The sequence below is a fragment of the Cellulomonas flavigena DSM 20109 genome (assembly GCF_000092865.1).
GTDB lineage: Bacteria > Actinomycetota > Actinomycetes > Actinomycetales > Cellulomonadaceae > Cellulomonas > Cellulomonas flavigena.
This window is the reverse complement of record NC_014151.1, coordinates 3,885,907-3,900,467: the sequence shown is the minus strand read 5'-3', so window position 1 is coordinate 3,900,467 and position 14,561 is coordinate 3,885,907. Positions and strand designations below refer to the sequence as shown.

At 75.2% G+C, this 14,561-nt stretch carries 15 protein-coding genes; 4 read left to right on the top strand and 11 right to left on the bottom strand.

Annotated features, from left to right (window positions below):
- Nucleotides 1-2: 2 nt before the first annotated feature.
- The 3 genes from CFLA_RS17680 to CFLA_RS19265 all read right to left on the bottom strand — a co-directional run bounded on the left by CFLA_RS17680 (nucleotide 3) and on the right by CFLA_RS19265 (nucleotide 3,033).
- Nucleotides 3-248 (bottom strand): hypothetical protein, encoded by a 246-nt coding sequence (locus CFLA_RS17680; protein ID WP_013118711.1) that lies wholly within the window; start codon nucleotides 246-248, stop codon nucleotides 3-5.
- Between the two features lie 108 nt (nucleotides 249-356).
- Complete coding sequence (locus CFLA_RS17675; RefSeq protein WP_148234419.1) at nucleotides 357-1,679, bottom strand: hypothetical protein; 1,323 nt, start codon at nucleotides 1,677-1,679, stop codon at nucleotides 357-359.
- A 145-nt stretch (nucleotides 1,680-1,824) separates the two neighbouring features.
- Nucleotides 1,825-3,033, bottom strand: coding sequence for an OmpA family protein (locus CFLA_RS19265; protein WP_052302756.1), 1,209 nt, complete (start codon nucleotides 3,031-3,033; stop codon nucleotides 1,825-1,827).
- A gap of 436 nt (nucleotides 3,034-3,469) precedes the next feature.
- Between CFLA_RS19265 and CFLA_RS17665 the strand changes: the two genes are divergently transcribed.
- Entirely contained in the window at nucleotides 3,470-3,661 is a 192-nt protein-coding gene (locus CFLA_RS17665) for a hypothetical protein (RefSeq protein WP_148234418.1), read from the top strand.
- Between the two features lie 87 nt (nucleotides 3,662-3,748).
- Here CFLA_RS17665 and CFLA_RS17660 read toward each other — a convergent pair whose 3' ends face one another.
- A complete protein-coding gene (locus CFLA_RS17660) occupies nucleotides 3,749-4,597 on the bottom strand; it encodes an alpha/beta fold hydrolase (protein WP_013118707.1) in 849 nt (282 codons plus the stop codon).
- A complete protein-coding gene (locus CFLA_RS17655; protein ID WP_013118706.1) occupies nucleotides 4,594-5,088 on the bottom strand; it encodes a MarR family winged helix-turn-helix transcriptional regulator in 495 nt (164 codons plus the stop codon). The genes CFLA_RS17660 and CFLA_RS17655 overlap by 4 nt, the downstream gene beginning before the upstream one ends.
- 126 nt (nucleotides 5,089-5,214) lie before the next feature.
- On the opposite strand from CFLA_RS17655, the gene CFLA_RS17650 reads away from it, so the two are divergent.
- Both CFLA_RS17650 and CFLA_RS17645 read left to right on the top strand, forming a co-directional pair.
- Nucleotides 5,215-5,781: an NADPH-dependent FMN reductase gene (locus CFLA_RS17650; RefSeq protein ID WP_013118705.1), complete on the top strand. Its 567-nt coding sequence runs from the start codon at nucleotides 5,215-5,217 to the stop codon at nucleotides 5,779-5,781.
- Nucleotides 5,782-5,928: 147 nt separating this feature from the next.
- Nucleotides 5,929-7,455, top strand: coding sequence for a LamG-like jellyroll fold domain-containing protein (locus tag CFLA_RS17645; RefSeq protein ID WP_013118704.1), 1,527 nt, complete (start codon nucleotides 5,929-5,931; stop codon nucleotides 7,453-7,455).
- Nucleotides 7,456-7,525: 70 nt separating this feature from the next.
- On the opposite strand, the gene CFLA_RS17640 is transcribed toward CFLA_RS17645, so the two are convergent.
- The 4 genes from CFLA_RS17640 to speD all read right to left on the bottom strand — a co-directional run bounded on the left by CFLA_RS17640 (nucleotide 7,526) and on the right by speD (nucleotide 10,440).
- Nucleotides 7,526-9,088, bottom strand: a complete 1,563-nt coding sequence (locus tag CFLA_RS17640) for a polyamine aminopropyltransferase (RefSeq protein ID WP_013118703.1) — start codon at nucleotides 9,086-9,088, stop codon at nucleotides 7,526-7,528.
- 5 nt (nucleotides 9,089-9,093) lie between these two features.
- Entirely contained in the window at nucleotides 9,094-9,297 is a 204-nt protein-coding gene (locus CFLA_RS17635; protein WP_013118702.1) for a DUF350 domain-containing protein, read from the bottom strand.
- Nucleotides 9,298-9,385: 88 nt separating this feature from the next.
- Nucleotides 9,386-10,099 (bottom strand): hypothetical protein, encoded by a 714-nt coding sequence (locus CFLA_RS17630; RefSeq protein ID WP_013118701.1) that lies wholly within the window; start codon nucleotides 10,097-10,099, stop codon nucleotides 9,386-9,388.
- Nucleotides 10,096-10,440 carry an S-adenosylmethionine decarboxylase gene (gene speD / locus CFLA_RS17625; protein WP_013118700.1) on the bottom strand — a complete coding sequence of 115 codons (345 nt, stop codon included), beginning with the start codon at nucleotides 10,438-10,440 and terminating at the stop codon, nucleotides 10,096-10,098. The genes CFLA_RS17630 and speD overlap by 4 nt, the downstream gene beginning before the upstream one ends.
- Before the next feature lie 286 nt (nucleotides 10,441-10,726).
- Here speD and CFLA_RS17620 point away from each other — a divergent pair, with 286 nt between their 5' ends.
- Nucleotides 10,727-11,479 carry an HAD-IIB family hydrolase gene (locus CFLA_RS17620; protein ID WP_013118699.1) on the top strand — a complete coding sequence of 251 codons (753 nt, stop codon included), beginning with the start codon at nucleotides 10,727-10,729 and terminating at the stop codon, nucleotides 11,477-11,479.
- Nucleotides 11,480-11,787: 308 nt separating this feature from the next.
- Here the strand turns inward: CFLA_RS17620 and CFLA_RS17610 are convergent, their stop codons facing one another.
- Together CFLA_RS17610 and CFLA_RS17605 are read right to left on the bottom strand one after the other, a co-directional pair.
- Nucleotides 11,788-13,140 (bottom strand): cytochrome P450, encoded by a 1,353-nt coding sequence (locus CFLA_RS17610; protein WP_013118698.1) that lies wholly within the window; start codon nucleotides 13,138-13,140, stop codon nucleotides 11,788-11,790.
- A 127-nt stretch (nucleotides 13,141-13,267) separates the two neighbouring features.
- Complete coding sequence (locus tag CFLA_RS17605; protein ID WP_013118697.1) at nucleotides 13,268-14,458, bottom strand: NAD(P)/FAD-dependent oxidoreductase; 1,191 nt, start codon at nucleotides 14,456-14,458, stop codon at nucleotides 13,268-13,270.
- Nucleotides 14,459-14,561 lie beyond the last annotated feature (103 nt).

Sequence of the window (14,561 nt, the reverse complement as noted above, 5' to 3'; positions counted from 1 at the left end):
GGTCACCGGAACCGCAGCCGGGGCAGGTCCGGCCGCGGTCGGAGCTCGGAGCTGCGCAGCTGGTCGCGCCGCTTCGCCTCGCCGTCCTCCATGCCCTGCCGGCGCCGCTCGTCGGTGACCTGCTCGTGCGAGTCCGACAGGTCGGACTCCTGCTGCTGGCGCCGCTGCTCCGTGACCTCCTGGGGCGTGTGCGGCTGCACGTACCACATGGCCCCGGTGGCCAACCCGGCGACGGTCAGCGCCACCATCGACTTCTCCTTGAACGACAGCGTGTCCTCTCCTTCACGTGCGTCGGTGGGTCGGTCCCGTGCTCGGTCCCTGACCGATGGGCTTTCCCCCGGGTCGGACGGGGCGGGTCATGCCCGCTCCGTCTCCGCCGGCTCGTCGTGGGACGCGCTCGGGACGACCGCCAGCTGGGGGACGCCGGCCGCCGTCCCCGCGTACCCGGTGCGCGGATCGGCCGTGGCGCCCGCGGGGGCGGCGGGGGCGGCGTCGGCCGACCAGGGGGCGTCGGCCGACGGGTCGAAGACCCGCGCGAGGCGCTCCTGGACGGCCGTGACCCGTGCCGCGGTGCGCTCGTCGGGGGCGTACGCCGTCAGCAGGTCGATCGCGCGCGCCACGTCGTGCAGGGGCAGCGACGGTCCCACGACCTTCAGCGTCCAGGGGTGCGCGAGGGTGGCGCGGGCCTCGGCCGTGCGCTCGGCGAAGGCGACCGTCGAGGTGACGCCGCGCCCGGCGTCGGCCGCGACGACCATCGCCTGCGCCGTCAGCAGCACGCGCTCGATCTCGTCGAGGACACGGTCGATGATCCCTGCGAGCCGGAGGCCCGCAGTGACGAGGTCCGCGCCGGCACGCGACAGCGCGCGCAGCAGGCGGAGGCGCTCGGACGCCTGCTTGGCAGCCTCGTGCCGCTCGTGGTCCACGCACACCGCGTGCAGGTACGCGATGAGCGGGAGCAGCAGGGCGAACAGCAGGCCCATGGCCGCGCCCGGCAACTCGCGCGCACCGATCTGCGACTCCTCGTAGCGCCACGACACGAGCCAGAAGGTCACCCCGCACAGGACCGCGAGGATCACGAGCGACCCGACGAGCATCACGCGGCGGCCGGTGTCCAGGACCTCGCCGTGCAGGGCCCGCCCGACGAGCCGGCCCGCGACGTGCGCCGCGGACAACCCGGACATCGGGATGAACGCGGCCAGCAGCATCGCCGGGAGCCGCTCGAGGAGGGAGGCCGACGACGCCAGCGTCTCCGAGCCGAGCATGTACCAGAAGCCGATCTCGGCCAGCAGCACGACGACCTCGATCGCCGCCGCCGTGGCGGGGTGGAGGTACCGCCCGCGGGCCATGCTGCGCGTGCGGGTGGCGGGTGCGTCGTCCGCGCGCCGGGCGTCGAGCGCGTCGAGCGCGTCCTGCCGGTCCCGGACCCTGCTCCCCGCCTGCACGAGCCGGCTGCTCGCGCGGAGCAGCGCCCGCTGCGCGCGTCCGCTCGTGCGGTGGGCCGTCGACACCGCCGTGATCAGTGCGGCGGCGGCCGCCGGGGTCGGGTGCTGGTGCTCCGCGCCGTCCGCCGGCCGGCTCAGCAGCCTGTCGATCCAGGCCGCCGTGCTCCGCCCGCGTCCGCCGGTCGGTACGAGATTCCTCGCCATGTCGTCCTCCGTCTCGTCCGAGGTGGTGGTCACCACCTGTCGGTCCTGCGAATCCCCCGGGGTGTGGGGGGTCACCACTCGTCGGTCCTGCGTCTTCTCCGGGTGGGGACACCACTCGTAGGTCGTGCGTTTCCCCCGGGCGGGGCACGCCCGAGTCACGGCGGGACGGCCGGGCGGGTCAGCAGGGGACGCCGTCGACGACGTCGCTGTCGCCGAGACGGATCTCCACGCGCCGGTTGACGTCCGCCGCGGCGGTGTCGTGCGGGCCGCGCGGACCTGCCGGCCACTCGTCCGCGCGCGGCCGGTCGGCACCGCGACCCACGGCGACGACCTCGTTGGTCACGCCCTGGGAGCGGAGCGCGGCCGCGACCGCGTCCGCCCGGTCCTGCGAGACCCGGGCCCGCCCTTCCGGGGTGCCGAAGTCCGCGGTGTGGCCCTCCACGCGGACCACCCACGCCGGTTCCTCGGTGGCGCGGGCGACCACCCCCCGCAGCGGCTCGGTCGACGAGAGCTCGGTCTCCTCCGGGCCGAAGAGCAGCACCGACGGCAGGAGGACGCAGACCGACCGGGTGCTCGTCTCCACGACGGTCGCCTGAGGCGGCGCCACCACGTCCTCCGGGAGCGACCCGACGTCGCGCGTCGTCGTGGAGCCGGTCCGCGTGTCGACGGTGACCGGGGCGCCGCGCGCCCCCAGCACCGCCGTCCACAGCCTGCCCAGCCCGGCGCGCGCCTCGCTGGGCAGGACGGTCGTGGTCTCCCCGAGGCCGATCCACGTCACCGGCGTCGCCTCCGCAGGCAGGTCCGCGCCCGTCGCCAGCAGCTGGGAGACGACCGCCTGCGTGTCGGGCTCCCAGCCGACGACTGCGGGGTCGAGCACGCTGTCGCTCGCGACGCCGTCGGAGAGGATCCCCATCGCCGCGGGCTGCTGACGCACGGCGGTGGTGACGGCCGCGAGCACGTCCGACCCCGGCGTCGTGGGCGCCACCTCCGGGCGGTGCAGCAGCGCAGCGCCGCACCGGAGCGCGATCTCCCGTGCCCGCCCGGCCACGACCGAGTCGGAGCCCGGGTAGGGGTCGAGGCTGACGGGTCCCACGACGGGCGGCGGCACCCCGGGGCCGTCGACCCCGACGACGACCAGCGCCAGACCGTCGGCCTGCGCCGCCGCGAGGAGCTCGCCCACACCGGGGGCGGCCGTGAGGCCGCGCCCGCTGGCGGTGCCGTCCGCGACGACCGTCAGCACGGACGTGCCCGCGGCGACCGGCGCCTGCACGATCTCCTCGCAGTCCTCGCCCCAGGACGCCTCGACGCCACCGCCAGGCGGTTCCGGGTGCGCGGGTGCCGCGCACCCGGTGAGCAGCCCCGTGACCGCTGCCGCGACCGCGGTCACGGCGCTCCACCTCGTTCGTGCCTGGCCCATGTCCGTCCTCCTGTCCCGGGCCACCGTGCGCGGTCCCGTCGTACGACCGCGTTTCCCCCGGAGGCCCCGGAGGTGGCGGCCCCGTCGTCGGAGAGGCGTTCTCCCCCGGGATGCTCGCGGGGTCGGCCCGACGGGCTTCGTCGGTCCGTCGACCTTCTGTCGGACGGACGCGTGGCTTCAGCCGCTTGCCGCTGCGGGACGGTCAGGGGACACCGACCGACCGTCTGTTGCTGCAGCACGAGATCGCGGCGGGTCCGGTACACGGACGCGCACCCGGGGCGAGCCGCGAGGAGGCCCACCCGCGCGTGACGTCGGTGGCAGACTGGGACGGCGCGGTTCGACTCGAGCGGGGTACCTGATGGGTGCGGTGGCGTACGGGCGGAAGGTCCGTGAGGACGAGGCGAGCGTGAGCTACACGTTCGGGGTCGAGCCGACCTCGCCCGCGGGCGTGCTGGTCATTCCCGTCGCCGCCCCTGACGCCTGGTACGTCGACGGGAGCGAGGCGCGGCCTGCGGCGGCGCTGCGCGTGCTGGGCAAGGCCGTGCGGACGTTCCGCGGCTCCGGGAGCTGGCCCGACGCGGTGGCGTTCCAGTCCTGAGGCACGCCGGGACGGGTGCGGTGGGGCCGGACCGACGTCTCACGGGTGCGGGATGGGGGCGCGCCCGGCCGCCGGCCCGCGCGGGTCTCAGGGCGTCGCGAGGAAGCCCTCGACCGCGCAGACGAACGCCGTCGGGTCGTCCAGCCACGGCGCGTGGCCGGCGCCCGGCTGCACGACGAGCCGCCCCCGGCCGTAGGCCTCGGCGACCTCCGCCACCGCTGCGGGGGGCGCGGCCACGTCCACCCCGCCCGCGAGCGCGAGCACGGGTGCGGGCAGGGCGCGCACCGCGGCGCGGGTGCGGTCGACGTCGAAGACACCCGCCCCGCCGTACGCGGCGGCCGCCTCGTCGTTGCGTCGCCCGCGCTGGGCGGCGTGGTGCGCGCGGGCGGCGTCGTCCCAGCGCCCCGCGAGGAACGGCGCGATGCGGTCGGCGGTGCCGGGGTCGCCCTCGCCGGCCATGGCGGCCTCGAGCGCGGGCGACGCGTCAGCGAACCACGGCTCGTCGCGCCGGGACCGGGCGAGGTCGCGTCGCACGTCGTCGGGCACGTCGATGCCGAGCGCGAGCACGCTGGGGGTCACGAGCACGAGGCGGCCCACGCGGTCGGGGTGTGCGGCGGCGTGGAGCGCAGCGAGGTTCGCCCCGGCGCTGTGCGCGAGCACGTCGACGCGCTCGAGCCCGAGGTGCTCGCGGACACGCTCGACGTCGCCGACGAGCCGGTCGCAGCGGTAGGACGTCGGGTCGGCGGGCGTGCCGGAGCGCCCGGTGCCGCGCGGGTCGAGCAGGACGAGCCGCCGATGGGCGGACAGGCCGCCGAGGTCGCCGAGGTAGTCGGCGTCCTGCATCGGGCCGCCGGGCAGGCAGAGCAGCGCAGGGCCGTCGCCGAGCACGCGGTAGGCGAGGAGGGTGCCGTCGTCGGCCCGCACGGTGCCGTTCACCTGCGGGGCTCCCCGGTGTCGATGTCCGGGAGCGCGACGTCGCACGCGGTGGTGATGTGCCGGGAGACCTCGTCGAGCGCCGCGACCTGCTCCGGGGTGAGCCCGTCGAAGACGCGGCGGCGGACCTCGGTGACGTGGCAGGGTGCGGTGGCGACGACCTTGGCCCAGCCGGCGTCGGTGAGCGTCGCGAGCGTGGTGCGGCCGTCGGTGGGCTCGGGGCGGCGACGCACCCAGCCGCGGTCCTCGAGGCGCGCGACGATGCGGGACAGGTGGGAGAGCGTGACGTCGGCGCGGGCGGCGAGGTCACGCATGCGGCGGGTGCGGTCGGGGGCCATGGAGAGCCACGCGAGCACCTGGTAGTCGGCGAGGGAGATGCCGGCGTCGCGCTGGAGCTGGCGGTCGAGCACGTGCGGCAGGTGCGTGAACAGGCCGCACAGCGCGATCCACGCGAGAGTCTCGTCGCGCGTCAGCCACTGCGGCTCGTCCACCATGTGACCACCTTACTTGACACGGTAAGTGACAGTTCGTGAGGATCGCTTGCGACGGAAAGTAAAAGTCCGTCGTTCACGCCGCCCATCGTGTCGGCCACCACCGACAGTCCTGCAGGGGAGCCCATCATGACCAGCACCGCCGCGCCCGACCTCCGCGTCCTCCTCGTCGTCGGCAGCGTCCGCGACGGCCGCATCGGACCTGTCGTCGCGTCGTGGGTGCGCGACCGCCTGGTCGAGCACGGCGGGCTCGACGTCGACGTCGTCGACCTGCTCGACGTCGACCTGCCCGCGTCCCTCGACGGCTCGGGCGACACCGAGGCGTGGCGCGCGCGCGTCGGGGCGGCCGACGCGGTCGTCGTCGTCACCCCCGAGTACAACCACGGCTACCCGGGCTACCTCAAGACCGCGATCGACTCCGTGCAGGGCGAGTGGCGCGGCAAGACCGTCGGGTTCGCGTCGTACGGCGGTGCCGCCGGCGGCACCCGCGCGGTCGAGCAGCTGCGGCCGGTGTTCACCGAGTGCCACGTCCACTCCGTGCGCGACCAGGTCGTGCTGCCCAACGTGTGGGAGCTCATCGGCGAGGACGGCACGCTCGACGGCGAGCGCGCGGAGGCGTCCGCGAAGGCGATGATCGAGCAGCTCGTGTGGTGGGGGTCGGCGCTGCGCTCCGCGCGCGCGGCCGCAGCTGTCTGACGGGTTACCGCACCCGTCACCGCCCGGCCGGCCCGTGCCGCGCCGGCGACGGCAGCGACGCCCGTTCCCGCCCGCGCTGTCGGACCCGCCCGGTATGTTCGCCCCCGCGTCCGGACGTGCCGGGCTGCCGTCACGTCGGAGGTGCCCGTGCCCGTCCCGTCCCTGCCCCGCCCACGCCCCACTGCCCGGGCCGTGGTCGTCGCCCTCGTGGCCGGCGCCGTCGCGCTGGTCCCGGGCACGGCGTACGCGCACGGGCGCCCCGCCGCTCCGCCCGCGCACGGCCGGCCCGTCGGCCCGCCGCCGCGCCCCGTGAACCACGCTCCCGACCGCCCCGTGGACGTGGGCACGTCGAACCCGTGGACGGACTGCTCGACGTCGGCCCCCACGCCGCTGCGCTCGACGACGCCCACGCTGCGCGCGGTGCTCTCCGACGTCGACGGGGGCGTCCTCGAGGCGGTCTTCCAGGTGCGGGACGGGCGGACGAAGCGACCGCTGTGGTCGGCCACCACCGCGCCGCAGGGGTCCGGCGTCTCGCACGCCGTGACCGTGCCGGAGGGCGTGCTGCGGGACGGCCGCACGTACGAGTGGAGCGTGCAGGGGCGGGACGCCGCGGGGAGGAAGAGCCCGGAGGTCCGCTGCCGGGTCGCCGTCGACGCCACGGCACCCGGCCCGTCGCAGGTCACGGCCGTGCCCGGCGCGGGTGCCGTCTACGCCGAGGACGCCGTCAGCGGCGGGGTCGGCGTCGCCGGCGCGTTCCTGCTGGAGGCGCCCGGCACGGACGACGTGGTGGGCTTCCTCTACGCGTTCGACGGCGGCCCGGCCCGCGTGGACCTCGAGCCCGGCGCCACGGCCGCCACCGTGACGTGGACGCCGACCACCGCGGGACCGCACGGGCTCTCCGTCCAGGCGGTCGACGCGGCGGGCAACGTCGGGCCGGAGCGCTTCTACCGGTTCACCGTCGCCTCGGCCTCGTCGAGCCCCACGGGCAACGCCCGGTGGACTCTCGACGAGGGCGCCGGCACCACCGCCACGGACGCCACCGGCGGGCAGGTGCTGACCCTCTCCCCGTCGACCACGTGGACGGCCGGGCTGCAGGAGGAGCTGGCCGCGATGACGGACGGCGCGCTGCTGCTCGACGAGGCCGACGACGGCGCGGCCACCGCGGCACCGCTGCTCGACACCACCGGCAGCTGGTCGGTGGCCGCGTTCGTGCGCGCCGACGGCAGCGCGCCCGGAACGGTTGTCAGCCAGGACGGCGAGGGGACCGACGCCTTCCGGCTGGGCACCGGCACCGTGGCGTGCGAGGACGGGGTCGACCTCTGCTGGTCGCTCAGCGTCGCGGGTGCTGACGGCGCCGGGGGCACGACCGTCACCTCGACGGTGCCCGTCGTCCCCGGAGCGTGGGTCGCCCTCTTCGCGGTGCGCGACGCGGCGCAGGGCACGGTCCGGCTCGACGCCTGCAGCTTCGGCACCGTCGACGAGCCGGGTGACCAGGTGCCGGTGGAGGGGGCGACCGCCAGCGCCGCCGCGGGCGTGGCCTCGACCGGGCCCTTCCGCCTCGGAGGAGCGCAGGACGGCGCCTCGCCGTGGTCCGGTGCCATCAGCGGCGTGCGGACGTGGGGCGGCGTCGTCGACGTGGCGCAGGAGCGCCGCCTCTGCAGCATGGGCGCCTGAGCCCGTCCGGTCGGGCCGCCGGCGCCTCGTGCGCCGGCGGCCCGACGTGCGACAGGCCCAACGCGCTGCGTCAGTACCGCCAGCCCTCCATGTCCCGCTGGTACGTGGTGTGCACGCGCGGGGAGAGCAGCGTCGACGGCGCGGCGCCGCGGGGCGGCAGGTCACCGGGCAGCCGCGTCGTCGCGGCCAGCGAGGCCGCGTCGTGGAAGCGCAGGCCGTCCGGCGGCGGGGTGGACGTCAGCAGCGCGTCGCCGTCACCGGGCAGGCTCAGGGCGAACCCCCACTCCCCGAACGACGGCACGTTGACGCCCAGCGGCACCACCGTGCGCGTCGGGTCGCCCGCCTCCATCGTCGCCACCACCTGCCAGAAGGCGCGGGGCGTGAAGAACGTCGACGTCGCCTGCGTGGACATCACGCCGCCGGGCCGCAGGTGGGCCGCGACCGCCTGGTAGAACTCCTGCGAGTAGAGCTTGGCGACGCGCTCGTTGGACGGGTCGACGAGGTCGACGAGCACCGCGTCGAACGTCTGGTCCGTGCCCCGCACCCACGCGAACGCGTCCGCGTTGACCACCGTGACGCGCGGGTCGTCCAGCGCGCCCTCGTTGAGGTCCCGCACCAGGCGGTTGGTCCGTGCCAGGTCCGTCACGGCCGGGTCGAGGTCCACCACGACGACGTCGCGCACCGACGGGTACCGCAGCACCTCGCGCGCCAGCAGGCCGTCACCGCCGCCGAGGATCGCGACCGACGCGGGGGCCGCGACCGACGTCAGGGCCGTGTGCGCGAGGGTCTCGTGGTACCGGGCCTCGTCGCTCGACGAGAACTGGAGCTGGTCGTTGAGGTACAGCCGCACGTCGCCCTGGTAGTCCGTGACGACGATCTTCTGGTACCTCGACGTCGTGGCCGCCACCACGGGGTCCTCGTACAGCCGCGTGCTGAGCGCCGCCTCGACGCCCGACGAGACCACGAACACCGCGAGCAGCACCACCAGCGCCGACGACGTCGCCCACGTCCACCGCGGCCGGTGGCCCATGCGCGCGAGCATGAACAGCGCGACCCCCACGTTGAGGATCGCGACGGCGAGCGCCGTGCGCACCAGGCCGAGCGTCGGCAGCAGCACGAACGGGAAGAGCAGGGACGCCAGCAGCGCGCCCAGGTAGTCCAGGGCCAGCACGCGCGACAGCAGCCGCACCGAGCCGTCGCGCCCGTGCTCGCGCAGCAGCGCCATCAGCAGCGGGATCTCCACGCCGATGCCCGTGCCGATCGCCAACGACAGCAGCACGAACACCGGCCAGTAGAGCGTCGTCGACCCGTACGCCCAGAACAGCACGAGCACCGACGACCCGCCGACGAGCCCCAGCGCGAGCTCGTTGCGGACGAACGCGATGCCCGACGGCCCCGGCAGGTGCGGCGCGAGCAGCGAGCCCAGGCCCATGCCGAACAGCGTCACACCGGTCGCCACCGAGAACGCGACGACCGAGTCCCCGACCAGGTAGGACGCCGCGGTGCCGAGGATGAGCTCGTAGACGATCCCGCCGACCGCGACCAGCAGCGCGGCGGCGAAGACCGTGGGCCGGTCCATGCGGCGCCCGCCCGCCGGCGGGGCCGCGGGCGGCTCGAGCACCTCGGCGGTCACGGGTGTCAGGAGCCGATGACGCCCGCGATGATGATGCCGATCGCGACGGCCACCCCGGCGAGGAGGATGCCGAACGCGACGTTGTGCTCCTCCACCAGCTCGTGGTGCAGGTTGAGGCGGAACAGCTTGTTCACCAGGAGGATCGTCAGCAGCAGCAGGACGATGCCGATCACCGAGTACAGGAGGGTCGAGAGGACGTCGTTCAGCACGGGTGGTTCTCCTCGGTCGTCGTACGGGGTCGGGGGGTGGCCGCGGTCGGGCCGGGTCTGTGGCGGTCAGGTCTCGTGCGGCCGGGTGTCACTTGCCGAGGCCGCCGCCGCCGGTGCCGAACACGGACCGCCGCCGGCAGTCCTGCTCGGTCGTCGTCGTGCCGTCCGCGGCCACGACGGTCCGGGGCGTGCACTCCTCGCTGCCGGACGCGTCCACCACGTTGACCAGTGCGGCGGCGAGCACGCCGATCACCACCAGGACCGCCGTGGGGCGGACGTGCGAGGGCGCCACCCGCTTGCCGAAGTGCGCCTTCTGGCCCGCGGTGTCCAGGACGGTGCCCTGGTAGACGTCGAGGACGCGCTCGTCGAACTTCTCGACCGACAGCGTGAACCCGTTCCCGTGGACCTCCGCGTACGCGACCTCCTGGCCTTTCTGCAGGTCGTACGTGAACGCGCCGTCGAGGTGCTTGATCGTCCCGACGCCGACCTCGCCCACCGTGATGGGGTGCTGCTGCCCGGCGATCGTCACCACGAGCTGCTGCCCCTCGCGCAGCTGCGTCGGGTCCAGGTGCTCGTGCACCTCGACCGGCCGGTACAGCGTGACCTTGCGGGTGTAGTGGTCGTACTCCACCCAGAAGTCCGTGTTCTCGTACCCGAGGAGCTCCCACTCCTCCCAGTAGTACGTGGTGCGGTCCTTCGGGTCCCACTCGCCGTAGACCACGACGCCGTGCGGGAGGGACCGCCACGGCGGCGAGCCGATCAGGTGCGTGCCCAGCTTCATGCGGGCCTTGGGCCGCGTCATGCGTCCGCCACCGTCCGCGCCACGACCTCGCCGCCCCACGCGCGGGCGAGCGCCGTGCGCGTGCGCTCGACGAACCCGCTGCCGGGGCGCCGGCACGTCGTCAGCGTGACGTACGCCGTGCCGAGCTCGGGCCACGTGTGCACCGCGACGTGCGACTCCGCGAGCAGCACCGCCAGGCTCAGGCCCTGCGGCGCGAAGCGGTGGACGGCCTCGGCGCCGACGGGGTGCAGCCCGGCGTCGTCCGCGAGCGCGGTGAGCGCCCCGCGGACCGCGTCGAGGTCGTCGAGCGCCGCCGGGTCGGCCGTGGCGACGTCGAACACGTACACGTGGTTGCGGTGCACGGTGTCGCGTGCCTCCTCGTCGTGCGGTGCGCCGGGGCGCGGGGGACCGGTGCGTCAACGTACCGGACCGCGGGGTGCCGCCGCGGGGGCCCTGTGGAGGACGATGACGGGTTCACCCGGCAGGGTCGCCCGTCCGCGGGCACCCGTTCGCCCGCCGACGGGCCGCACCGGTACCGTGGGCCGGTCACGGGGCGTTCTGCCCCGCCACCCGTCGCCCCGCGCCACCCGCGGCGGCGCCCCGCGCGGGTCCACCTCCGGTGGCCGCCGCCCGCACCACGGAGGATCGATGACGTACGAGCTCGCGCTGTTCGACCTGGACGACACCCTCGCCCCGTCGAAGAGCAAGGTCCACCCCGAGATCGTCGACATGATCGTCGCGCTCACGCGCGTCGCGCAGGTCGGCATCATCTCCGGCGGCCGGTTCGAGCAGTTCGACGCCCAGCTCCTCTCGTCGGTCGACGACGCCGCCGCGCTCGCGCGGATCCACGTCCTGCCGACGTGCGGCACCCGCTACCTCGTGCACGACGGCGCCGCGTGGTCCGAGGTCTACAGCGAGCCGCTGACGGACGACGAGTCCGCGCGCGCCGCCGCTGCTGTCGAGACGTCCGCCCGCGAGCTCGGCCTGTGGGAGGAGAGCACGTGGGGTGACCGCATCGAGCTGCGCGGCAGCCAGGTGACGTTCTCCGCGCTGGGCCAGGAGGCGCCCGTCGACGCCAAGGCCGCGTGGGACCCCGACGGCGCCAAGAAGGAGAAGCTGCGCGCGGCCGTCGCCGAGCAGCTGCCCGACCTCGAGGTCCGCTCCGGCGGCTCGACGTCCGTCGACATCACCCGCAAGGGCATCGACAAGGCGTACGGCGTCAACCGCCTCCTCGCGCGCCTCGGCCTGGAGCCCGCGCAGGCCGTGTTCTTCGGCGACCGCCTCGACGAGGGTGGCAACGACTACCCCGTCATCTCCACGGGCGTCCCGTGCATCGCCGTCGAGGGCTGGGAGGACACGCCCGCCAAGGTCCGCGCGGCGCTGCCCGAGGCGTTCGCCTGACGGTTCCGGTCGCGAACTGGAGAAGCGTGAAGCGTTGTTGCCGGAATCCGGCAGCAACGCTTCACGCTTCGGCGGCGGGTCAGGCGTCCGGCCGGGGTGGGCGGCCCGGTGGGCGGTCGCGGCGTCGGCCGGTCGGGTGCTCGGGCACCGTCACGTCGATCGCCGGCGCGGGCGCCTCGACGTCGTCGTGCACGCGGTCGCCGTGGTAGCGACCGGCGGCCTGTGGCCGTCGCGACGGCTCGGAGCTCGGGACCGTCACGCTGCGCGAGGTCCGGTTCCGCTCGTGACAGGTGCGGAGCACGCTTCCGTCAGCGGGGGCGACGCTCCCTGGTGACCCGCACGCGGAAGCTCGCGACCGGTCCGGGCGTGGGAGCCGCACGTCGGCGCAGTGTCGCGTCGCGCGGGCCGAGCGCGAGGTCCAGCCGGTGGAACAGCCGTGCCGCCGTCAGCGTCATGAGGACGTCCGCGATGCCCTTGCCCAGGCACGTGTGCGGACCCTTGCCGAACGGCGCGTAGGCACCCGGGGTCGCGTGCTCGCGGCGCTCGGGGGTGTACCGGTCGACGTCGAACCGCAGCGGGTCGGGGAACATCTCCGGAAGGAAGTGCGGCACGGTGATGGCGCAGTACACGGGCTCGCCCTCGCGGATCACGTGCCCCTCGTACGTGAAGTCGCGGTTCGCGACGCGCGGCTGGGCGACAGCGATCGGGTAGAGCCGCATGGTCTCCATGACGGCGCCGTTCGTCGCGGTGAGACGTTCGAGGGAGTCCTCGGTGAGCGGGCCCGACGCGAACACGTCGTCGGCCTCGGCGCGGATCCGCGCGAGCACGTCGGGGTGCGCGAGGACGGCGTGGACGAGGCACCCGAGCGTGTTCGCCACGGTGTCGAGCCCGGCGACGTACGGCCCGGTCAGCGCGAGCACCAGGTCGTTCGCGGCGAGCAGGTCCGGGTCGGCGTCGTGCGCGTCCATGATGTCGTCGACGAGGGTGCGGCGTCCGTCGGGCCGGGGCTCGCGGGCCCGGTGCGCGCGGATCATCTCCTCGCCCAGCTCCTGCACCCGTGCACGCGAGCGGCGGTAGACCGGGCTGCGCAGGATGACCTCGGGGCGCTGCCGCGTGACCAGCGCGTTGAGGATGTACAGGATCGTCGTGCGGATGTCGCGCACGTACTGCGTCGGCACCGTCCCTGTGAGCACGGTGCCGAGCTGGCTCGTGACGAGGAACTGCAGCGCCTCGACCACGGGGACCGACGAGCCGGGCCGCCAGGCGCGGTCGAGGCACTCGTCGGTGATCGCGACGAGCTCGTCGAGCCGGCCGTCGAGCGCCTCGCGCGAGTAGCCGCGGCGCATCACCTCACGCAGCCTCCGGTGCTCCGGCCCGTCGACGCCCGTCAGCGTGCGGGTCGCGCCGTACTCGTCCACGAGCCCCTGCCACACCTCGGCCGACCGCAGGCTCTCGCGGCCCTCGCGCGAGCCCATCCACCGCGCGAGCTCCGGGCCGGCGAGCACCGTGAGCGTCCGCCGCAGCGCCCGCACCCGGAACACCGGACCGTGCTCGGTGTAGCAGCGCACGAAGAACGCGGCGGGGTCGGTCGCCAGCTCGGCGACGCTGCCGACCACGGGCGCACCCGGGACGACGGGGATGGTGTCGACGGTCGCGGTCATCCTGGGCCCCCTGGGTGACGAGCCCGGCGTCGACGCCGGGCACGTCCAGGTTCCCCGACGAGCCGACCCCCGTCCACCCCCGTCCACCCCGCAGCCCGGGCCCGCGGACCCAGGGCGGTGCCGCCGGTCAGGACACCTTGCCGCGCAGCAGACGGTGCCAGTAGACCTGCGGCTCCAGGTGGCGGTCGAACCAGTACAGCGAGCGGCGGGGACGGCCCAGGTCCGGGAACGGGATCGTCGGCTCCGGGTGGCCGTCGCGGGCGTGCTCCGCGAGCAGCAGCTCGCTGCGGGACGTCGTGACGGGCGCGACCGTGTACCCGTCGTAGTGCCGCAGCGGCTTGCCGACGAGCGCCGCGGGGATGTTGTGCGCCACCACGGGCACCTGCTTGCGCAGTGCGCCGCCGGACGGCGACGTGTCGACCGTCGCGACGTCGCCCAGCGCCCACACGCGCGGGAACCGGCGGTGCTGCAGGGTGAGCGGGTCGACGTCGACGAACCCGTCGGTGCCCTCACCGTCCAGGCCGCCCGCCATGACCCAGGCCGGGGCGCGGTGCGGCGGGGCGACGAACAGCGCGTCGTAGTGGATGGTCGTGGTGCCCTCGGGCGTGCGCACGCGCACCGTGCGGTCCGGTGCGTCGACCGAGGTCAGGGCCGTGCCCGGGAGGATGCGGACGCCGTAACCCTCGGCCGCGGCGCGCAGCTCCCGGTCCGCGTCGGCCGTGCCGGCCAGGCGCGGCCCCTCGACGAGGAGGTCGACCGTGAGGTCGTCGAGGACGCCCGCGGCCCGCCAGTGGTCGGCAGCGAGGAACAGCGGCTTGAGGCCCACCGGGGAGCAGGGCACGTGGCGGTCGGAGATCGCGAAGACGGCCCGGCCCGCGGTGAGGCCGGACAGCATCCGCCACGCGTCGGGTGCGTGCTCGGGCAGGTAGCTCGTCGAGGCGTGCGGCGTGGCCATGGCCTCGGCCAGCCCCGGCACGGCGTCCCAGTCGACCTCCGAGCCGGGGCACAGCACGAGGTCGCCGTAGGCGACCTTCTCGCCACCGGCGAGGTGGACGACGGCCGAGTGCGGGTCGACCGACGTCACGCGGTCCGCGTACAGGTGGACGCCTCGCGGCACCACGTCGGCCTGCGGGCGCGTGAGATCGTCGAGCGTCGCGGCGCCGCCGGCGACGTACGACAGCAGCGGTCGGTAGTGGTGGGTGTCCTTCGGCTCGACGAGGGCGACGTCCGGGCAACCGCCGCGCAGCAGCTTGGCCGCGAGCGAGATGCCGGCGTTGCCGCCCCCGACGATCAGGACGCGATGGCGAGGTGTCGGCACGGTGAGGCTCCCATGCGGGTCGAGGGGGAGAGGCTTGCCACGCTAGGTGAGCGTCGCGCGGGGCGCGCGTCGAGCAGGGCGAGAGGCATGCCCGGCGGCGGGG

Excerpts from the sequence above, each read along its gene's own strand:
- CFLA_RS17680 (WP_013118711.1), bottom strand. The coding sequence starts at position 248 with ATGGTGGCGCTGACCGTCGCCGGGTTGGCCACCGGGGCCATGTGGTAC.
- CFLA_RS17650 (WP_013118705.1), top strand. The coding sequence starts at position 5,215 with ATGACCAGCACCGCCGCGCCCGACCTCCGCGTCCTCCTCGTCGTCGGC.
- CFLA_RS17655 (WP_013118706.1), bottom strand. The coding sequence starts at position 5,088 with ATGGTGGACGAGCCGCAGTGGCTGACGCGCGACGAGACTCTCGCGTGG.
- CFLA_RS17620 (WP_013118699.1), top strand. The coding sequence starts at position 10,727 with ATGACGTACGAGCTCGCGCTGTTCGACCTGGACGACACCCTCGCCCCG.
- CFLA_RS17610 (WP_013118698.1), bottom strand. The coding sequence starts at position 13,140 with ATGACCGCGACCGTCGACACCATCCCCGTCGTCCCGGGTGCGCCCGTG.
- CFLA_RS17630 (WP_013118701.1), bottom strand. The coding sequence starts at position 10,099 with ATGACGCGGCCCAAGGCCCGCATGAAGCTGGGCACGCACCTGATCGGC.